The organism is Photobacterium sagamiensis, assembly GCF_050337085.1.
Lineage (GTDB): Bacteria > Pseudomonadota > Gammaproteobacteria > Enterobacterales > Vibrionaceae > Photobacterium > Photobacterium sagamiensis.
In genome coordinates, this window is record NZ_JAKJSP010000017.1 from 78,594 (window position 1) to 99,596 (window position 21,003).

Sequence of the window (21,003 nt, forward strand, 5' to 3'; positions counted from 1 at the left end):
ACCACCCGTGCAGAATGATATTCTGTCTATAGCTCGTCATAAGCCTTATTGATAAGTTTCAGATTTACATGTTATTTAGTTGGTTGTGCTGTATTTTGTTCGATCTGATAGTGTTTAATTTTATCGCCAGGTTGTAGCGGTAATGTAAAATTTTAACTTCCCAGAGTGAGCCAGATATGTAAAATGTCGCCTAACCCACGAACGACAGTGGGATTGGGATGTACACAAAACGTTAACAAGCACAACCGACTGGAGATGGACGATGAAGAAATCGCTATCAGGAAAGATATTTGCAGGCCTGTTTGCAGGTCTGATTATAGGTACCGCGATTCAGTACCTGTTTAACGGCGTTACATTTATGGATACCTATGTACTCGGGCTGGCGGAAGGTGCTGGCGGTATGTTTGTATCACTGATCAAACTTCTGGTTATTCCGTTAGTTTATGTCTCGATTGTTTGCGGTATTGTTGAATTAAAAGATATCTCGGCATTTGGTCGCCTCGGTGGGAAAACCTTTGGTCTCTACATCATTAATACCATCATCGCGATTACAGCAGCACTCACCGTTGGGATGATTTTCCAGCCAGGAGCGGATGCGAATCTGGCCGGTACTGTTTCGGAAGCGGTGAAGCTGACAACGACAGAAACACCAGATATCTTCTCGCTAATTGTTAACATTGTTCCAAGTAACCCGGTACAAGCTTTTGCCAGCGGTGATATGTTACAAATTATCTTCATGGCGATTCTGACCGGCCTGGCTATTCAGGCGCTGGATACTCGTGGCGGTCCGGCCATTAAGACGTTCAAGATGGCCAATGAAATCATGATGAAGCTGGTAGGCCTGGTCATGAGTCTGGCGCCATTTGGTGTCTTTGCCCTGATGATCCAATTAGGTGCAACACTGGATGGCAATACGCTGATGTCAGTAGCAGGTTATGTCGCGCTGGTTGTTGCCATGCTGGTGTTCTGGATCTTCATCTTCTACCCAATGATGGTAGGTCTCATGACTGGGATCAAACCTTCTGAGTTCTTACGCCATACCCGCGAGCAGATCCTGTTTTCGCTATCAACGGCAAGCTCAAATGCAACAATTCCGGTAACAATGCGCACCCTGACTGATAAGATTGGTGTGTCGAAATCGGTAGCAGGTTTTGGGGTACCGCTGGGTGCGACCATGAACATGTCAGGTGTTTCTATCTATATCGCTCTGGCAACTATCTTCGTGGCAAATGCGTTCGGCCAGCCAATCAACAGTGCTGATCTGTTCACTCTGGGTCTGACTATCTTGCTACTGTCTATCGGTGCCGGCGGTGTACCAGGTGGTGGTGTGGTGATGGTTGGTGTCTTGCTGCACCAACTGGGTCTGCCACCAGAAGGTCTGGCGATTGTTGCCGCTGTTGACCGTATCAATGATATGTTCTGTACCAGCTCAAACGTTGTCGGTGATACCGCAGTGAATACCATTGTTGCAAAAAGTGAGAATGAAATTGGTGTTGACGCAAACGATGCAGAAGCAATACCTGTTACAGTAAGTTAACTCGTTTGACACCATCATTAAAAAGCGCCGCAAGGCGCTTTTTTTATTTTTGAAACGCTGGAGTTACGGTTATCTGCATTTGCCTTCTGGCACATATCGTTAACACAGAGTGTTGCTACCGGATGCAAATTTTTGTTGTCAGACCCCTTGTTTTTAGGAAATAGCATGAAGCTCACCGCGATTTATACCAAATGAGTTGCATTTATTTTATTGTGCCATATATCATCAAGTTATTAGCGGCACGCTATGTTATACCAACCGGGATAATAGTCTGGCCATTCAGCGAGAATGAAAGGGCTCAGATACAAGGCGCTTGATTGTAGGTGTATTCATATCCATCAAAATCAAGCAACACTGTAGCTGTACCCTTTCAACTCGCCCTTCGGGAGCGTGCCAGCCGCTCGATAGCTGATCCAAATTGTTTTGATGTAGAGCGACTATATCTTCATCAATTTGGCTTGCTCTCAAACTGCTGGCAACGCTCTGAATTGACCAGATAATTATCTCGATTGGTATTATCGTGCTTTATACTAATTACTGAGTAACTGAACGCGCTTAATGCCTTGGTTCACAGAAGTGATAGGGGGGTTATTTGTTGGATGGTTCGCTCGATCCTTTAGGGCTGACGGTTAACTGATTGAAGGGCGATATCGGATGGGGAGAGAGTTGAATACGGGATCTGCACCCGGAGCACTCGTTGTTTTGGGCGGGGTTGATGAACCATGGCTAGCTTCTCTGGAGCAAGCCGGTTGGTCATGCCATCGCTGTTATGATCTCAGAGCGGCAGAGTCTTTATTATTGGATCTTGGCCCTTGTATTGGAGTGGTCGATCTGAGTCAGGACGATTTTAGCCTTCAGGGGATCGCGGCATTGGTGAATCGCAATAAGCAGGTTCGCTGGCTTGCAATGGTGCGTGAAGAGCAGCTGGGCACTGTCGCGATTTGTCAGTTTATCGTCAGTTTCTGTATCGATTATTTCACTTCACCGGTACCGGTTTCCCGCTTGCAGGAAACAATCGGACATCAGCTAGGTATGTTGCAGCTTGAACGTAAGGTCTGGCCTCAGTTAGGTCAATTGGGTCAGCAGGGTTTGCAAGGTACGACTGATGTGATGAAAAAATTACGTCATCATGTAAAACGGATGGCAATGACGAATGTGCCTGTTTTTATTCAAGGTGAGATCGGAACAGGAAAAGAGTTAGTTGCCCGTGCTATTCATCAGGCTTCAACCCGCGCTAAATATCCCTTCATTCGGGTGAATTGTGAAGCCATCAGTGCAGCATGGCAAGGCGAAGCCGTTGTTACGGCAAGTGACAAAGATAAAGGACTGTGCTGTTTTGCCGCTGCCGATCAAGGCGTATTGTATCTCAATGATATTTCCGCTTTAACGGATGCCAGGCAACAGGAGTTGTTATTATTCTTGCAAGATGGCGTGTTTACTGCCCCTGACGGTCAGCAGATCCCGACGGATGTCCGACTTATCGTCTCCACGAGTTACCCAGTAGAAGCATTAGTTACCGAAGGTAAACTCCGTCAGGACTTGCTCTATCGCCTTAATGTACTGAGTTTAGCGGTACCATCATTGCGTGAGCGAGGGCCCGATATTCTGTTGCTGTCTGAACTCTTCTTACTTAAGTTTGCCCGGCAATATAACAGTGCAGCGAAACAATTTTCTGAAGATGCCCAGAAAATGCTGCTCAGTTATCCTTGGCCAGGTAATGTGCGGGAATTGATCAGTCAAATGAAACGGGCGGTGTTGCTGGCTGAACAACAATGTATCGAAGCTGATCATCTCGATATCCCGCGTTCGAGTGATGATAAACAAAGCCTGAAAAGGATCCGCGAAGAGTCGGAGCGAAGCGCGCTACTGGCCGTACTGGAAAATAACAAGGGGCAGATTTCAGCTGCCGCCCGTGAGTTAGGTATTTCCCGTGCGACCATGTATCGACTGCTGAGCAAGCATGATCTGGACTCTGCCCAGAGAAATTTCCGTTGATACCCTTTCGCATCATCTGAAGCGCCACTGAGTCATCGATTCATGGCGTGAGGCGTTCCGGTGCATGCTGATCAAGTCTCCAGGAGACTTGCCATATCGACAAAAGCTTGTTGAATCAGCCCCGGATCTTTCTGGGGCTTTTTTATCTTATCGGCTCTATCGTTAACTTAGCGGGAGCGGTTGTTGAGTCGGGAACAGCTGATCGTAAGCCCAATTATAGCCATATGTGTAGAACAGGTAGAATACGACTAAGCCCAGATCCATGATGAGGGCTTCGAGCAGGCTGATCTCAAGAAACCATGCCATTACGGGCAGGGTGAGCCACAACAGCGTGACTTCAAAAACCAGCGCATGGATGATGCGGTGTTTAAACGCTTTACCGGTCTGTCCTGTACATTTCATCATCGCTTTATCAAACAAGATGTTATAAACAAAGTTCCAACCCGTCGTGAATACAGAGAAGGCGAGTCCTAATAGACCTATCTTATGTACCTCAAAGTCCATCAACAGGCTGAAACCTAACATAATCAACATTAAAGCAATCAGTTCAAAACCGATAGCATGGCGAATTCTGTCATAAGTTGTACGCATCGCTGCCTCTCATTTGTTGCACATATCTGGGTATATAGATTCAGGGCTGATGACTTTTTCGTAACCGGCCCTGTAAGATGTGACTTATTCTACCTGTAATGTTGATACTAAAAAGTTAGTAACTATCGTTAAAACAGATAGGGTGGCGAGAAACGAGAAACGAGAAACGAGAAACGAGAAACGAGAAACTCGAAACTAGAGACTAAAGGAGAAAAAAGGCGCGGTTTTCAATTGAACAACGGGAAGTCTTTGTAACTTCGCTCGGCAGTTATTGGAATTTCTGTCAAACGATGCCCTTACGAGTGGATCATCCTTCTTTTTTATACTTACTTTTCAGTAATTTTATCTTATGCTTAAAAGTTGTGTGTTTTTAGTTAATAAAAATGAATGAACAAGCAGTGTGACGGGCCTGATTCAGGCATAGAAATTCGAGTTAAAGGTAAGGTTCAGGGGGTGGGTTTTCGCCCTTATATTTGGCAAATAGCACAAGAGCTGGATGCTCGCGGTCATGTATTAAATGATAGTAAAGGCGTGCTGATACGCTTAGCTCAGACGACGGATGTAACCCTCTTTCTCCAGTTAATCCGGGAACGCTGTCCGCCGTTGGCTTTTATCGAAAGTATTGAGACGACGGTTTATCACTGGCAGGCGATCCCCGCCAGCTTTGAGATCACCCAGTCACAGCAAGTCGAAATGGAAACTCAGATCATTCCGGATGCGGCAACGTGTGAGGCGTGTCAGCAAGAGCTTTTTGACAGGCATGATCGCCGCTACCACTACCCGTTTTTAAATTGTACCCACTGCGGTCCCCGTTTCACGATTATTTCTGCCATGCCTTATGACAGACCTTCGACAACGATGGCGGATTTTCCGCTTTGTGATTGCTGTTTAGCTGAATATAAAAATCCGGCTGATCGCCGTTTTCACGCCCAGCCTGTAGCGTGCCCTGTCTGTGGGCCTGACCTTTGGTTGACAGATAAGCATGGCAACCAACATACCGGAGATGCGCTTATATTAGCGGCTCAGGCTATTAAGCAGGGAAAAATTGTGGCAATGAAAGGTCTGGGGGGCTTTCACCTTGTCTGTGATGCCAGCTCTGAGCTAGCGGTTAGCAAATTAAGGGAGAGAAAGCGCCGTCTGACCAAGCCGTTTGCGGTCATGGTGCCCGATTTAGCCTGGGCAGGCCAAATCGCAGAGATGAATGAACATGAAACTGCCCTGCTGGTATCCAGTGCGGCACCGATTGTTTTAGTGACCAAAAAGCAACAGCATGTAGATTTTATCTCAAGCCAAATTGCTCCCGGGTTGGTTGAAGTTGGTTTAATGCTACCGGCTAACCCACTGCAGCACCTGTTAGCCAAACAACTGGGATCACCGGTCGTGATGACATCGGCGAATGCGTCGGGGCATCCGCCCGCGATGACAAATCAGCAAGCGTTATCTCAGCTTTCAGGTATTGCCGATCTCTTTTTATTGAATAATCGCCCCATTATACAAAGAGCAGATGATTCGCTTATTCGGGTTAATGAACATAATCAATTAGAGATGCTGCGTCGAAGCCGAGGTTATGTCCCTAATGCGGTATCCGTTCCCGCTGACTTTCCATCCGTTAACAAGATATTAGCCGCTGGCGGTGATTTGAAGAACAGCTTTGCCTTAGGGCGGGATAACGATGTCATTGTCAGTCAGTTTTTCGGCGATCTGGAACAAATTGAAATTCAACAACAGTATTTGCAAAGTATTGACCATTTTTCTGAAGTGTATAACTGGAAGCCGGAAAAGCTGGCCATAGATTGTCATCCCCATTATTTGACTCGCTCACTCATTCGGGCCCATTACCCGGAGGTTTCCGTCAGTCAGGTTTTTCATCATCATGCTCACGTTGCGGCGTGTCTGTTTGAGCATGGTTGGAAGCTCTCGGATGGCAAAGTATTAGCACTCGCATTAGACGGTATCGGAGTGGGACCAGATAAGGCGTTATGGGGGGGAGAATTACTCCTTGCTGATTATCAAGAGTGCCATCAATTGGGGGGACTGCCTGAATATCCTCTTCCTGGCGGTGATATGGCAGCGAAACAACCTTGGCGAATTTTACTTTCTCACCTTGAAACATTTCTGCCTGCGTGGCAAGAGCATATCGGTGTTGATATATTTCAGGGCAAACCATGGCAGTTATTAACGAAAGTGATCCAACAAAAAATTCATGCTCCAGCTACCAGCTCTGCCGGTCGTTTGTTTGATGGCGTAGCGGCATCACTTGGAATTTGTTTCGACCAAATTAACTATGAAGGAGAGGCTGCTTGTCTATTGGAGAGTCTGGCATGGCAGGCAGACACGCTTAATTTAAAAGAGCAATTAAATATTCCATTGAATAAGAATGGCAATCAATTAGATTTACATGGTTTTTGGTTGCAGTGGTTTAAATTAAATTGTTCAACAGAACAAAAAGCCTGGTTATTTCATGACGCTCTTGCTCGCGCTTTTGCCAAACTTGTGTTGATGAAAAGTCGAGAAAATAACATAACGACAATAGTCTTGACGGGTGGCGTTTTCCATAACCGCCTCTTAACAAGAATGATTATTAATTACTTTGATAATAACTTGAATATATTACAGCCCAGCCTTTTTTCATGCGGTGATGGTGGCTTAGCGTTAGGTCAGATTGCCATTGCTGCTGTGGATAATAACTGATCGAGTTCTCATATTTAAAAATAAATGTTATGCCAATAAGAAGGCCCTGTGGAAAAACGCCATGGGCGCCTTATAATGGTCGGATTGTTACATTTTCTTACAATTGTAACTAATATTACACTTTTATTTTTTGTCCATACGTATTTAAACAGTAATTGTTTTTTGAATAATAAAAAACTGTAGCTTACGGGAATATTATCTTATTTGATTTTTTGCTTCTGATGATATAAATCCATTTTAAGTTTATTCAAGCTTATTTAAATTCATTAAATGAGTTTGGTTCTGTTCGAATCTATTTTCTGGATTTGAACGTACTGATATGGAGTTGTTTTCATATCATTCAGTGCCCGTTCAGCTTTTATTTTAAATTAACGTTTTATTCATTCGATCAAGTTTAACCAAATATAAGAATTAATATTATGAATGAACATCAGTTAGCAATATTAAAAAGCTTGGGAGTCTCTCGGCGAGACTTTATGAAATTCTGCAGTGGAATGGCTGCGACGATGGGGCTTGCGAGTTCGGCTGCGGCGACCACACTGGCAGAATCAATGAGCAACCCATCGCGACCACCCGTGATTTGGATTGGTGCCCAGGAGTGTACGGGGTGTACTGAATCGCTGTTACGTTCGACCCACCCGACATTGGAAAACCTGATCCTTGAAACCATTTCTCTGGAGTATCACGAGGTCTTGTCTGCCGCGGCAGGTCATCAGGTTGAAGCCAATAAACACCACGCCATGGAAAAGTATAAAGGCCAATATGTCCTGGTTGTAGACGGCTCGATTCCGACTAAGGATGGCGGGGTGTACTGTATGGTTGCAGGCAAGCCGATTATTGAGCATATAAAAGAGGCTGCTGAGGGAGCCGCCGCGATTATTGCGATTGGTTCATGTAGTTCATGGGGCGGTGTGCCTTCAATTGGCGTCAATCCAACGGGTGCAGAAAGCTTACAAGCTATCCTGCCTGGAAAGACAGTGGTTAACATTCCTGGTTGCCCGCCCAATCCTCATAACTTTCTTGCAACGGTGATGCATCTTGTGGCTTTTGGCTCTTTACCGAAACTGGACGATAAAAACCGTCCGACGTTTGCGTATGGCCGGTTGATCCACGAACACTGTGAGCGACGGCCGCATTTTGATGCCGGACGTTTTGCCAAGGAGTTCGGCGATGAAGGGCATCGAGAAGGGTGGTGTTTATACAAGCTGGGCTGTAAAGGGCCAGAAACCTATGGCAACTGTTCGACACTGGAATTTTGTGATGTCGGCGGCGGCATTTGGCCTGTCGGCATTGGCCATCCATGTATCGGTTGCAACGAAGAAAATGTCGGTTTTAGCAAAGGTATTCATCAATTAGCTGCAGTCCAGAAACAAACCCCTCCGGCGGAGATCCCAAATATTGACGCAACAGAGGGGGGAGATGCGAACCCGACATCCGCCGCCTTCTTAGGTGGCGTGGCAGGCGTCGTTGCCGGGGTGAGCCTGATGACGGTACGCGAATTGGGCCGACAGCAAAAAGAGTATGGTGATAGCGATGATTGATAGGCGCAATTTTCTAAAGATTGCGGCAGGTACGCCTTTACTTGCTGCAGCAGGTTCCAGCGAGGCCCGCCCTAATCTTGAACCTCAGCCTGACGCTGTCGGTATGTTATATGACTCAACCCTGTGCGTTGGTTGTCAGGCATGTGTATTTAAATGCCGTGAAATCAATGGGATTGAAGTTAACCCCAAAGCGCCTGACGCAGAGATCCATTCACGTAACGATAAGCTCAGCCCGTATGCATTAAATGTTATTCAGGTCTGGGAGTCCGGGAGTGCTGACAACAAAGATCAGACGGAAGACGGCTATGCGTATATGAAGCGCCAGTGTATGCACTGTGTCGACCCTAACTGTGTGTCGGTTTGTCCGGTGTCATCGATGAAAAAAGATCCAAAGACCGGCATCGTCACCAATGATCCGGATACATGTTTAGGCTGCCGCTATTGCATGGTTGCCTGTCCGTTTAATATCCCCAAGTATGAATATGATAACCCGCTTGGCCAGATCCAAAAGTGCCAATTGTGTAATCAAAAAGGGGTGGAGCGATTAGATAACGGCCTTTATCCGGGTTGTGTTGAAGTCTGTCCGACCGGAGCTGTTATTTTTGGCCGGCGCGATGAACTTCTCGAGGAAGCGAAACGCCGGTTACAGGCCCCGGTCAACGAGGACTATGCATATCCAAGACTGGAAATCTCAAGCCAAGAGAAGCATGTCAAACCGCTCCCTGCCTATGAGCAACATATCTATGGTGAGTTTGAAGGCGGTGGTACTCAGGTCTTAGTGCTTAGCGGCGTGCCGCAAACAACCCTGGGTTTACCTGAACTGGAAGAGACGTCAACGGGTTCTCGTTCTGAAACCGTTCAGCATACGCTATATAAAGGCATGGTACTGCCGTTAGCCGCATTGACCGGGTTGATGTATGCCACGCGCCGCAACATGAAATCTCATGATAATGACCAAGGGAAGGAGAGTGATCATGGTGAAAGCTAAGCCGCTAGGTGGCCGGATATTAAATTGGCCATTGGTATTTTTTGCTCCTTTTGTGATTATTTGCGGTTTTGTTATTTTCCATCGCCTGTTTTTTGGTATCGGAGCTGTTGCTGATCTCAATGGCGGTTATCCATGGGGATTATGGATTGCATTTGATCTGTTAATCGGTACCGGTTTTGCCTGTGGTGGATGGGCATTAGCGTGGACGGTTTATGTCTTTAACCGTGGCGAATACCACCCGTTGGTGCGGCCTGCACTGCTAGCCAGTTTGTTCGGCTATTCTCTGGGCGGTCTTTCAATTGTGATGGATATGGGGCGCTGGTGGAATACCCCTTATATCTATTTACCGGGTTATTTTAATACCAACTCGGTGTTGTTTGAAACCGCAGCCTGTATGACGGTTTACGTTTTAGTATTGGCTGCAGAATTTGCACCAGCCCTGTTTGAGCGTTTGGGCTGGAAGGTGCCATTAAAACGTTTAAATGGAATTATGTTTGCCATTATTGCGTTAGGGGCTTTATTGCCAACGATGCACCAGTCATCGATGGGGTCGTTGTTTATCAGTGCGGGGCATAAAGTTCATCCACTTTGGCAAAGTTATGAATTATTGCCGTTATTCTCTTTATTAACTGCGTTTATTATGGGTTTTTCAATTGTTGTTTTTGAAGGATCACTTGTACAGGCTGGCCTTCGGGGGAAGGGAAAGAGTGAAACCCCATTATTTTATAAACTGACATTTATTATTGATATTTTTTTAGTCAGCTTTATTTCCATGCGTTTCGCCGAGCTGGTGGTACGAAATAAAGTCAGTTATTTGGCTCAGTTTGATCAATATGCACTGATGTTTTGGGCTGAAATCGCATTAATGATCTTCCCATTATTAGTTTTCCATTGGGACAGACTTCGTAAAGATGCCCGCTTTTTGTTTCTTGGTGCATTAAGCATGCTTATTGGAGCAGGGCTATGGCGACTTGATTTATCATTGCTCGCCTTTAACCCGGGAGAAGGGTTTCAATATTTTCCGAAAACCGAAGAAGTTTTACTTTCAGTTGGATTTATAGCAATTGAAATTAGTGCTTACTTATTAATCGTGCGTCTGCTTCCTGTATTACCTGCACTTGAACGCATTCACCACGCCTTTACTACAAAAAATAAAATAAGAGGTAACTCATGAGCCAGCGTATTACTGTTGATCCCGTTACGCGAATTGAAGGGCATTTACGTGTCGATTGTGAAATCGAAAATGGGGTTGTAACAAAAGCCTGGTCATCGGGCACGATGTGGCGCGGCATGGAAGAAATCTTAAAAGGCCGTGATCCTATCGATGCCTGGACAATCACCCAGCGAATTTGCGGGGTGTGTACAACGGTACACGCAACAGCGTCTGTCCGAGCGGTTGAAGATGCACTGAATTTGGATGTACCAGTCAATGCACAATATATCCGAAATATCATAACAGCGGCCCACAGTATTCATGATCACGTGGTGCATTTTTATCACTTGTCTGCGCTTGATTGGGTTGATGTAACCTCTGCCCTGAAGGCGGATCCTAAAAAAGCGGCTGAATTAGTAGAGAAGTTTTCCGATTGGGAAGGCAATAGTGTCGGTGAATTTAAAAAGGTAAAAAATAAGCTCAAAGACTTAGTCGCAAGTGGCCAGTTAGGTATTTTTGCTAATGGTTACTGGGAGCATAAGGAAATGAAACTGCCCCCGGAAGTGAATCTGATCGCCGTTGCCCATTATCTGCAAGCTTTAGAACACCAGCGTGATGCGAATCGGATCGTCGCTATCTTAGGCGGGAAAACACCTCACATTCAAAATATTGCCGTCGGTGGGGTTGCCAACCCAATCAACCTTGACGGCGTTGGGGTGTTAAACCTAGAACGTCTGATGTACGTGAAGTCGTTTATCGATAAGCTCAATACCTTTGTTGAGAAAGTTTATAAGGTTGATGTGGCCATTATTGCTGCTTTCTACCCGGATTGGCTCAAGGTCGGGGCTGGGGTTACCAATTATCTGGCAGTACCGGACTTTCCAACCGATTCTCATAGTGGCAGCTTCCTGATGCAGGGGGGATACATTGAAAATGGTGATTTGAGCACTTTCCGAGAAATTACGGATCACAAAGATACGTGGTTACGTGACGGGATCACTGAGAGTGCCAAGCATTCCTGGTATCAGGATGATGAGCCATTACACCCCTGGCAGGGAAAAACAGATCCTAACTATACGGGCTGGGATGAAGAGGGTAAGTATTCCTGGGTTAAGTCACCGACATTTTATGACAAGACGGTTCAGGTTGGCCCGTTAGCTCAGGTACTTTGTATGCTGGCGGCCGGGGATCAAGATACCAAACGCCATCTCGATGATATTCTGTCCGGTTACCATGCCGTCACAGGAAAATCGCTAGGTTTAGATGATTTACATTCAACGTTAGGTCGTATTGCCGCCCGGGCAGTGCGTTGTGGCCTGCTGGTTGAGGTGCTGCAAAATCAATGGCAGGCACTGGTTGATAATATTGCGGCAGGTGATACGACAACATATATCAAACCTGAGATCCCGGATACCGTCATTCGAGGGGTTGGTTTCCATGAAGCACCACGGGGTATCTTGTCGCACTGGATTGTGATTAAAGACGGGAAAATTGAAAATTATCAAGCGGTTGTTCCGTCTACCTTTAACTCCGGTCCACGTAACCATAATGATGATCCCGGCCCTTATGAAGCCTCTTTAGTCGGGACGCCAATTGCAGATCCGGAGCGCCCTCTTGAGGTTATTCGCACTGTTCACTCATTTGATCCGTGTATGTCTTGTGCGATCCATATTGTTGACACTCGTGGTACAGAAGTTACCAAGATCAAGGTACTGTAATGAGCTGCTTATTGTTGGGTGTTGGTAATATTTTACTCTCCGATGAGGCGATCGGGGTCAGAGTGATTGAAGCCTTTGAACAAAAATACCGTTATAACCCCCATCAGTTAGAGGTGATGGATGGCGGTACGGCGGGTATGGAATTGCTTGATGCCTTGGCTGAAAGAGATCTGGTGGTCATTGTTGATGCTGTTGTGACCGGTGATTGTCCCGGGACAGTGGTGCGCCTGGAAGATGAACAGGTGCCCCGCTTTTTCAGTCAAAAGATCTCCCCCCATCAGCTTGGTTTGTCTGATCTGTTGTCTTCACTCTATATGATTGATCAAAGCCCGAAGAAGTTGCTGCTTGTTGGTGCGGTTCCCAGCTCTGTTGAGCCGCAGATCGGCCTGACCGAACTGTTAAGCGAGCGGGTGGACGGGCTGGTCAGACACGTTGCGGATCTTCTCACTGAGCAAGGCATTGTACTTCAACCGATCCAAGCCGCGGACTCTCTGAGCTGTGAGTTGCAGGGAGAAGGTTGATGTGTATTGGTGTACCGAGTCAGGTCGTTGCTTTGGGTGATCAGACCGCAACGGTTGACAGTTTGGGTCAGCAGCGGGATGTCAGTTTGTTGATGCTGGATGAGCCTGTTGCGATCGGGGATTATTTATTAATTCAGGTCGGTGGTTTTGCGGTAGAGAAAATTGCCCCGGAAGATGCACAAGAAGCCCTGGCGACGCTCATGCAGCTGCAAGAGTGGAATTTAGCCGAGGCGACATAAAGAGTTAAATCATGGAACAGACACCATTGAAAACCAAATCACAAACATGTGTTGGCTATGATTGTGATCCAAGCGAAAAGCTGAAGCAGATCTTTACGGAGATCCATCAGGAAGAGATGAAAGGGCTACCATTTTGCCGGGAAGATTTAGCCGTTGAAGCGGTGAATTTTAAACTGTATGAACAACAGTGGACGGGGGTGATGGTGACCCCCTGGATGGTTAGCCTGTTCATCTTACCGGGTCCGCAGCAGGTTTGGGAACGCAGGCAAGTAGGAGAGAAACTCGGTCTTCAATTAGGTAATGGCCAGTATGTTTTTATTGTTGGAGAACAAGAGCAGCTTGGACAGTATTTAGCGTGTTCAATCCAATCACCGGTAACCCAGATCTCGGACCAAAAATCGGCATGGCAACTGGCAACAGAAATCGCCACTATCGCATTTTCTCTTCCTGTTACGCAGGTAGAAGATGAGGTCGATCAGTCTAAACGGCGGTTATTTGGCTTTGATAAATGAGCATGCTGGAGCAGTTAATCGGACAGGTGAGTATTGATGTCACGCTGTCTGATCCTGATTTTGATCAGCAGCTAGAAGTTCTGGATGCCAACGTGACTTACCAGCGCCCTGATATGGGACTGCTGTTAACCGGGTGCCGGCCGGAACAGGCGTTAAAGCAGATCCGTCTGCTTTATACCCTATGCCCGGTAGCGCAACAGCTGGCCGCAGCCAAGGGGTTGGGATTAGCAACCCCATGCCAGCCATCGGCTGTCGTCCGGGAATGGATAAACGAGCATAGCTGGCAGCTGGCACAAATGCTGTTGGTGACGGATCCCGGCATCAATATTATGCAGCCAACTGTCTCACTGCGAACGGGGGATTTGTCGGCCTTAACGTTTTTATTTGGTGTGGCTCCCGCCGTCTGGCTAAGCTTTTCTGAGCAGCTAATTGAAACATGGGTTGCCGAGCAGTCAGCGCCTTACGCTAAATTAATGGCACAGCTAACGGCACCGCAGTGGTGTTATTTAGGCCGGAATAGAAATCAGGCGACGATGGGAGCGATACGGCGTCAGAGCAAGCATCCTTTTATTGCTTATGCTCAGCGACGATGGGGCGAGTTAGCGCAGCGTATTTTTTCCCGTCTGGTCGAGCTTGCCTTGCTGGCGGTGGGAGAGTATCAACCGGCCCAGGCTGGATATCACTCTTCTGCTTTCGGTGAATGTGGTGCCAGTATCGAGGCCGTTAGGGGAAAGTTAACCCATAACATCAGGCTCAACCGAGAAGGCCTGATTGAAGCGTATCAGATCTGCACCCCGACGGATGCCTATTGTGCAAACCGGGGGGAGTTACAGCAGAGTTTAATCGGTTCAAGGTTACATCAGGATGATCTGGATAAAGGGCTGAAGTTATTAGTCTCAGCGTTCGATCCTTGCGTAGGATTTGTGATTCACCCAGTTGTGGGAAAGCAACGTATTAGTCATAGTCAAGGGTAGCCATATGCATGAGATGTCACTATGTCTGGAAACGGTCAAAGTATTAGATCAGCAGGCGCATATTAAGGGCTTTTGTAACGTCACTGCGGTTTGGCTGGAAGTCGGCGCCTTATCCTGCGTAGAGCCGGAAGCATTACAGTTTTGTTTTCAATCCGCGGCGAAAGGCTCCGTTGCTGAAAATGCGAAACTGTATGTGATCTGTCAACAAGCAACAGCGTGGTGTTTTGACTGCAGTAAAGAAATAGAGATAAAACAACGCGGCGATAGTTGCCCGCACTGTAAGGGCTATCAGCTGAAAGTCGCGCAAGGTGACGCTTTGCGTATTAAAGAAATTGAGGTGGAATAAAATGTGTAGTGTTTGCGGCTGCGGTGAATCCCGCATAGAAGGAGAACAACATGGAGAGCATCATGTTCATTCTCATCATCACAGTGATCACCACCATCATGGCCATCATACTGATCAAGTCAGTGGCGATGAGCAAAGAATGGGATCAGAGTATGGTTCAGGACAAACCGTCGTGATCCACCATTACCATCATCAGGGCGATGTACACCATCACCATCACTATCACAGCTCTGCTCAAGAAAATTCGACGGCTGTAGAAAAACAGGCCGATCATTCTCACGAGTTAGCACCGGAGCATTCGGCACAAGGTGATCTGCACTATGGTAAGGGTGAAGCAGGAACACATGTTCCCGGAATCAACCAGCGTCAGCTTATTCAAATAGAAATGGATGTCCTCGGTAAAAATGATCAGCTGGCGGAGCATAATCGCGAGCATTTTGCCGCGGCTCAGCAATTAGTACTAAACCTTGTATCCAGTCCCGGTTCAGGGAAAACAACATTACTGACCGAGACGCTCAAACAATTACAGCAACGGCGGGCGTGTGCCGTCATTGAAGGTGATCAGCAGACAACGAATGACGCCGATCGGATCCGGGCGACAGGGGTACAAGCCATTCAGGTTAATACTGGCAAAGGGTGTCACCTTGACGCGAAAATGGTACACGATGCATGCCACCAGCTTACCCTGGATAAGGAAGGGGTTCTTTTTATTGAAAATGTCGGCAACCTGGTTTGCCCGTCAAGTTTTGATTTAGGTGAAAACTACAAAGTTGCGATTTTATCGGTCACGGAAGGTGAAGATAAACCGTTGAAATATCCAAATATGTTTGCCGCTTCCCAACTGATGATCATCAATAAAGTCGATCTGCTTCCTTACGTCAGTTTCGATATTGATAACTGTATTGCGAATGCGCGCAGGGTGAATCCGGATATTCAGGTGATCCAGCTGTCAGCCACTACCGGTGAAGGTATGAATACCTGGTTAAACTGGTTGGAGACGGCCTGATGTGTTTAGGGATCCCAGGGAAAATTATTGCACTCGATGAGCATAGCCAAACGGGGGCTACAATCGAGGTATGTGGTGTCAGTCGTAAGGTCGATATTTCCTGTCTGTTAGCGCCGGAAATATTGCCTGAGCAACTGGTTGGTCAGTGGGTTCTTGTCCATGTCGGGTTTGCAATGGCTGTGATAGATGAACAGCAAGCGCAGGAAACCTTACAGGCATTACAGTCAATGCAGGCACTTGAGCACGAAATTGCGGATTTTAGCCAACTTGATAATCAGAAACGGAAATAAAAATGCAACTTGTTGATGAGTTTCGTGATCCTTTGCTGGCTAAAAAAGTCGTTGATCATATCAACGCCGTTTTTGCCGAGCTTCCTTATAGTAGTGAGCGCCCTTTGCAAATAATGGAAGTCTGCGGAGGACACACCCACACAATTTTTAAGTTTGGTATTGATCAGCTATTGCCTGAAGGGATTGAGTTTGTGCACGGACCGGGTTGCCCGGTTTGTGTCTTGCCGATGTCACGTTTAGATGAATTTATTACGTTAGGTGAAGCGGAAAAGACGATCTTATGTACTTTTGGTGATGCAATGCGGGTTCCCGGAAGTAAGGGTTCTTTACTCGATGCAAAAGCCCGCGGGTATCAGGTCAGGATCGTCTATTCGCCACTTGATGCGTTGACGATTGCCAAAGAAAATCCGGACCATGAAATTATTTTCTTTGGCCTAGGCTTTGAAACGACGATGCCGTCGACCGCGATGACGCTTAAACAAGCCAAACAGCAGGGCGTGACTAACTTTAGTCTTTTCTGTCAGCACATTACCATTGCGCCGACATTAAGAGCGCTGCTTGAACAGCCCGATATCCGTATCGATGGTTTCTTATTGCCCGGCCATGTCAGCATGATTGTGGGCTCGGAGCCCTATCAGTTTATTGCTCGTGATTTTCATAAGCCTTCTGTCATAACGGGTTTTGAACCGCTGGATATTTTGCAATCAATCTTAATGTTATTAGAGCAGCTACGTGATCAGCGCTGTGAGATCGGAAATCAGTATCAACGTGTGGTTGCCAAACAAGGCAACCCAATGGCTCTGAAAGCGATGGCAGAGGTGTTTACCGTCAAGCACTCAAGTCTCTGGCGAGGTTTGGGGCATATAGCAGACTCAGGTATTCAATTGACGCCTGACTATGCCGAGTTTGATGCGGAGCAAAAATTTACGATTGATCCTTCCACGGCCGTAGAGCCCGAAGCGTGTCGTTGCGGGGATGTGTTAACCGGGCGCTGTAAACCTAATGACTGCCCGCTGTTTGGAAATCAGTGTACGCCGTCGAATGCCATTGGCGCTTTGATGGTTTCCTCAGAAGGTGCTTGCGCTGCCTATTATCAATATCGTTTAGAGGTCAACTAGTTAATGAATGAATTAATAACCCTTGCCCATGGCAGTGGTGGTGGGGCAATGCAACAGCTTATTCAGGATGTGTTCGTCCAGAGCTTTAGCAATACCGAGCTGGATAAGCAGGAAGATCAGGCCCGGATATCACTTCCGGAGCTACAGCAGGCTGGTGACCGATTGGCATTTTCCACCGACTCTTATGTCATTGACCCGATTTTTTTTCCGGGAGGGGATATAGGTAAAATTGCGGTATGCGGAACGGCAAATGATGTCGCCATGAGCGGTGCGATGCCGGAGTATCTATCGTGTGGTTTTATCTTAGAAGAGGGATTGCCGATCGCGGTACTGAAGCAGGTTGTGCAATCGATGGCCGACACAGCCGATCAGGTCGGGATTAAAATCGTGACGGGTGATACCAAGGTTGTCCCTAAAGGGGCGGCAGATAAACTGTTTATCAATACCTCAGGCCTTGGTGTGATCCCGAGAGGGATTGATTATGGCGCTGATAAGATCCAGCCCGGCGATCAGGTGATTGTCTCCGGAACCATTGGCGATCATGGTGCCACTATCTTGAACTTGCGTGAAAAGCTGGGGATAGAAGGAAATCTGAGCAGTGACTGTCAGCATTTATACCCGGTTGTTGCTGCCCTAAAAAATATTCAAGGGGTAAGAGCCTTGCGCGATGCAACCCGCGGCGGGGTTAATGCGGTGCTGCATGAATTCTGCGCAAGCTCTGGCTGTGGCATTACGGTATTTGAGAGCCAGCTACCGATTTCCAGCCAGGTACGTGGTATCTGTGAGTTGTTGGGGCTGGATCCGATTAACTTTGCCAATGAAGGAAAGCTGATCGCGGTGGTGAGCAAAGAGGATGCAAAGGATGCTTTAGCCGCAATGAAAAGCACGCCAGAGGGGGCGAATGCAGCCATTATCGGGGAGGTCAACGATCAGCGTCGGGTGACGCTTTCCGGTTTATTCGGAGGCACGCGACGGTTAGATTTACCTTCATTTGAACCGTTACCCAGAATTTGCTAAGTCACGAACAACAAACCAAAGCGAAGACTTCGAGCATAACTATAAAAAGGAGAATAAAGTGAATAAATTTGCGATATCTGTATTAGCGCTAGCCACTCCGATGGTGGCATCTGCACATCCCGGACATATTGAAACCACAAGTTTGAGCGGTCTTCTTCACCCGTTTACCGGTGGTGATCATATTGCGGCAATGGTGGCTGTTGGTTTATGGGCTGCTGTCATGGGAGGAAAGGCATTATGGCGTTTACCATTAGCGTTTGTCGCGGCGATGCTTGCCGGTGCGGTATTAGCGGTCGTTAATATTCAACTTCCGGCCGTAGAGCTCGGGATTGCATTGTCTGTTGTGGTGATGGGTCTGGTACTGGCTGTTGATATTCGTCCTGGCCATAAGTTCGCATCTGCATTGGTGATGGTGTTTGCTCTTTTCCACGGCCATGCGCATGGCCTGGAAATGCCTGTTGCATCAAGTACTGCGATTTACTTCACCGGTTTCTTAGCTGCAACGCTTGCATTGCATGTTTCGGGGATGGCTTTGGGGCTGTTGGTGATTAAAGCCCGGTTGGGACAATGGGCCTTTAAAATGACAGGGGCAATCATGGCGTTATTCGGTGGCATACTGCTACTTAATTGATCAATCGTAGCAAAAACCTTCAGGATGGTTACAGACTTGACTCTTGTTAGGTTAGTTGACTGCCTGACGTTTAACGTGATCACGTATTATAAAAAGGCCTGCATTTGCAGGTCTTTTTTGGGTTATCGACACTCATAACGTTCAGGTTTTGGTGGATCATATAACGATCTGAAATATATGGTTTTTGTTAGCTTTATCAATTGCCGTTTGGTACCTGTTATTTGTGCTGGTTTTTTAGCCGTCACATAAAAATAATCGGGTATAACCAGTGGAGATATGACAAACATAGCATAAAATTTTTTTATGCATATTGGTGCAATTATATGCTTGTTTAATCCTTTTGTGCGGTTAAAATTAACCCTCATTTCACACATTTCTATTTCATTTTCAGGAGGAACGCATGATGACAATCAATACCACGAAGTGTACGCGTCCTGCTGTTGATGCCACTGCACAAATCAAACATTAACAGCAATCCGCTGTGTATATGGGCCGCGGATACTGTCGCGGTTAGCTAATTAAGTTGTAAGCCCGATCCCGGCAGCCTCTGTGACCCTCCTTTTAAATATTTAATGGAGAGCATAATTATGCGCCAATCAGTCTATTTACACATAGCCGTTTTATTTATTCGTCTGGATATTCATCGTGAAAACGAAGCCTGGCGTCGCGTTCACCGCCGCATTCGCGTGGAGTTACCGCACGTTTCGAAGCACATATTGCAAGATATTGGTGTTGGTGACGATTGCCGCCTTGAGTCTGGTTTCGGGTCGACGCCGGCTGAACGTAAAGTCTCTCTCCTGAGGCGAGAATACCAATCTAGATTAGTAACGTAATACTAGCGCTCCACTCTCTCATTCAATGAGTGGGGCGCCATAACCTTCGCTGCAACAAAAGCCTGTCAGAGTTAAATCACATTATGCAAAGTGACATCCGTGGTGATCAATCTCTACGAGACGTCCCCCATTTATCGCTATATCCCATCCCCCGCCGAATGATTAATAATTTTACACAACGAGTATTATGGGCACGGATTAGAGTAGCTGATACCGACTTGTTCCAAGTCACTTAGCACCTCTTCGGTCAGGTTAAGATCGATGCTGGCAATATTGGCTTCCAACTGAGTCAGGTTCGTTGCCCCGATAATATTAGAGGCAACAAAAGGACGCTGATTGACAAAAGCCAATGCCATTTGAGCGGGATCCAATCCGTGCTTGTTGGCAATGTCGACATAGGCTTGTGTTGCGGCCACACCTTGCGGATTGAAATAACGAGAGAAGCGCTCAAATAAGGTGCAGCGGGCACCTTCAGGGCGAGCGCCATGTAAGTATTTACCACTGAGTGTACCGAATGCCAGTGGTGAATAGGCGAGCAGCTCTACCCCTTCATGGTGGCTGATTTCAGATAAGCCGACTTCAAAACTACGGTTCAGCAAGTTATAGGGGTTTTGGATAGTGACGACGCGTGGTAAATCGTGTTTTGCGGCCAGGTTCAGATAAGACATGACTCCCCAAGGCGTTTCATTTGAAAGGCCGATATAGCGGATCTTACCGGCACGGACCAACTCAGCCAGGGCATCAAGGGTGTCAGTCATCGTGACACCGGAATGATCTTCTTTGTATTGATAGTTTAACTGGCCAAAACAGTTAGTTTCACGTTGTGGCCAGTGAAGTTGGTACAGATCGATATAGTCGGTTTGCAACCGGTTCAGGCTGGTTTCTACGGCATTGTGAATATTCCGACGATCAAGTGCCATGTTGTTACGGATATAAGGCAGGCTGCGGGGCCCTGCGACTTTTGTCGCGAGAATGACTTTATCGCGTTTTCCTGAGTGCTTTAGCCAGTTGCCGATGTAAGTTTCCGTCAGTCCCTGAGTCTCAGGCTTCGGCGGTACTGGGTACATCTCTGCAGTATCGATAAAGTTGACGCCGCGCTCGAAGGCAAAATCAAGCTGGTTATGAGCTTCGGCTTCAGTGTTCTGTTCACCAAATGTCATCGTACCCAAGCATATCTTGCTTACTTCCAGCGAAGAGTGGGGGATTTGATGGTATTCCATGAGCCCTCCTTGGACTGTTTGTTATATGTCGAATATATATCAATATGCGAAATTGAGAAGGCAGGTGTTCGAGGATTTGTGA

General features: G+C 46.9%; 20 protein-coding genes. 18 read left to right on the forward strand and 2 right to left on the reverse strand.

The genetic code is table 11. From position 1 onward, the window contains the following. Positions 1–262 precede the first annotated feature (262 nt). Together L4D76_RS07665 and L4D76_RS07670 are read left to right on the forward strand one after the other, a co-directional pair. On the forward strand, positions 263–1,537 hold the full coding sequence (locus tag L4D76_RS07665; protein ID WP_428440330.1) for a dicarboxylate/amino acid:cation symporter: 1,275 nt from the start codon (positions 263–265) through the stop codon (positions 1,535–1,537). Between the two features lie 654 nt (positions 1,538–2,191). Beyond that, complete coding sequence (locus L4D76_RS07670; RefSeq protein WP_428440331.1) at positions 2,192–3,532, forward strand: sigma-54-dependent transcriptional regulator; 1,341 nt, start codon at positions 2,192–2,194, stop codon at positions 3,530–3,532. 162 nt (positions 3,533–3,694) lie between these two features. On the opposite strand, the gene L4D76_RS07675 is transcribed toward L4D76_RS07670, so the two are convergent. Then, positions 3,695–4,123 (reverse strand): PACE efflux transporter, encoded by a 429-nt coding sequence (locus tag L4D76_RS07675; protein ID WP_428440332.1) that lies wholly within the window; start codon positions 4,121–4,123, stop codon positions 3,695–3,697. Positions 4,124–4,510: 387 nt separating this feature from the next. On the opposite strand from L4D76_RS07675, the gene hypF reads away from it, so the two are divergent. The 16 genes from hypF to L4D76_RS07755 all read left to right on the forward strand — a co-directional run bounded on the left by hypF (position 4,511) and on the right by L4D76_RS07755 (position 19,701). Beyond that, on the forward strand, positions 4,511–6,814 hold the full coding sequence (gene hypF, locus L4D76_RS07680; RefSeq protein ID WP_428440333.1) for a carbamoyltransferase HypF: 2,304 nt from the start codon (positions 4,511–4,513) through the stop codon (positions 6,812–6,814). Positions 6,815–7,233: 419 nt separating this feature from the next. Further along, complete coding sequence (gene hybO, locus L4D76_RS07685) at positions 7,234–8,355, forward strand: hydrogenase 2 small subunit (RefSeq protein ID WP_428440334.1); 1,122 nt, start codon at positions 7,234–7,236, stop codon at positions 8,353–8,355. After that, positions 8,348–9,343 carry a hydrogenase 2 operon protein HybA gene (gene hybA / locus L4D76_RS07690; protein ID WP_428440335.1) on the forward strand — a complete coding sequence of 332 codons (996 nt, stop codon included), beginning with the start codon at positions 8,348–8,350 and terminating at the stop codon, positions 9,341–9,343. The genes hybO and hybA overlap by 8 nt, the downstream gene beginning before the upstream one ends. Next, entirely contained in the window at positions 9,330–10,517 is a 1,188-nt protein-coding gene (gene hybB, locus L4D76_RS07695; RefSeq protein WP_428440336.1) for a Ni/Fe-hydrogenase cytochrome b subunit, read from the forward strand. Before hybA ends, hybB begins: the two co-directional genes overlap by 14 nt. Then, a complete protein-coding gene (hybC, locus tag L4D76_RS07700) occupies positions 10,514–12,214 on the forward strand; it encodes a hydrogenase 2 large subunit (protein ID WP_428440337.1) in 1,701 nt (566 codons plus the stop codon). The genes hybB and hybC overlap by 4 nt, the downstream gene beginning before the upstream one ends. Further along, the gene (locus tag L4D76_RS07705; protein ID WP_428440338.1) at positions 12,214–12,735 is read left to right on the forward strand and encodes a HyaD/HybD family hydrogenase maturation endopeptidase; all 522 of its coding nucleotides are present in this window, start codon (positions 12,214–12,216) and stop codon (positions 12,733–12,735) included. Before hybC ends, L4D76_RS07705 begins: the two co-directional genes overlap by 1 nt. Further along, complete coding sequence (locus L4D76_RS07710) at positions 12,735–12,974, forward strand: HypC/HybG/HupF family hydrogenase formation chaperone (RefSeq protein ID WP_428440339.1); 240 nt, start codon at positions 12,735–12,737, stop codon at positions 12,972–12,974. Before L4D76_RS07705 ends, L4D76_RS07710 begins: the two co-directional genes overlap by 1 nt. Before the next feature lie 11 nt (positions 12,975–12,985). Continuing rightward, positions 12,986–13,486, forward strand: coding sequence for a [NiFe]-hydrogenase assembly chaperone HybE (hybE, locus tag L4D76_RS07715; protein ID WP_428440340.1), 501 nt, complete (start codon positions 12,986–12,988; stop codon positions 13,484–13,486). Beyond that, positions 13,483–14,460: a hypothetical protein gene (locus L4D76_RS07720; RefSeq protein WP_428440341.1), complete on the forward strand. Its 978-nt coding sequence runs from the start codon at positions 13,483–13,485 to the stop codon at positions 14,458–14,460. Before hybE ends, L4D76_RS07720 begins: the two co-directional genes overlap by 4 nt. A 4-nt stretch (positions 14,461–14,464) precedes the next feature. Continuing rightward, a complete protein-coding gene (gene hypA, locus L4D76_RS07725) occupies positions 14,465–14,806 on the forward strand; it encodes a hydrogenase maturation nickel metallochaperone HypA (protein ID WP_428440342.1) in 342 nt (113 codons plus the stop codon). Position 14,807: 1 nt separating this feature from the next. Next, positions 14,808–15,812: a hydrogenase nickel incorporation protein HypB gene (gene hypB / locus L4D76_RS07730; protein ID WP_428440343.1), complete on the forward strand. Its 1,005-nt coding sequence runs from the start codon at positions 14,808–14,810 to the stop codon at positions 15,810–15,812. Then, positions 15,812–16,102 carry a HypC/HybG/HupF family hydrogenase formation chaperone gene (locus L4D76_RS07735; RefSeq protein WP_428440344.1) on the forward strand — a complete coding sequence of 97 codons (291 nt, stop codon included), beginning with the start codon at positions 15,812–15,814 and terminating at the stop codon, positions 16,100–16,102. Before hypB ends, L4D76_RS07735 begins: the two co-directional genes overlap by 1 nt. Positions 16,103–16,104: 2 nt before the next feature. Further along, entirely contained in the window at positions 16,105–17,220 is a 1,116-nt protein-coding gene (hypD, locus tag L4D76_RS07740; RefSeq protein WP_428440345.1) for a hydrogenase formation protein HypD, read from the forward strand. A gap of 3 nt (positions 17,221–17,223) precedes the next feature. Beyond that, complete coding sequence (gene hypE, locus L4D76_RS07745) at positions 17,224–18,237, forward strand: hydrogenase expression/formation protein HypE (RefSeq protein ID WP_428440346.1); 1,014 nt, start codon at positions 17,224–17,226, stop codon at positions 18,235–18,237. Positions 18,238–18,295: 58 nt separating this feature from the next. Next, complete coding sequence (locus L4D76_RS07750) at positions 18,296–18,868, forward strand: HupE/UreJ family protein (RefSeq protein WP_428440347.1); 573 nt, start codon at positions 18,296–18,298, stop codon at positions 18,866–18,868. A 587-nt stretch (positions 18,869–19,455) separates the two neighbouring features. Further along, positions 19,456–19,701, forward strand: coding sequence for a hypothetical protein (locus tag L4D76_RS07755; RefSeq protein ID WP_428440348.1), 246 nt, complete (start codon positions 19,456–19,458; stop codon positions 19,699–19,701). A 185-nt stretch (positions 19,702–19,886) separates the two neighbouring features. On the opposite strand, the gene L4D76_RS07760 is transcribed toward L4D76_RS07755, so the two are convergent. After that, complete coding sequence (locus L4D76_RS07760) at positions 19,887–20,921, reverse strand: NADP(H)-dependent aldo-keto reductase (protein WP_428440349.1); 1,035 nt, start codon at positions 20,919–20,921, stop codon at positions 19,887–19,889. Between the last annotated feature and the right edge of the window lie 82 nt (positions 20,922–21,003).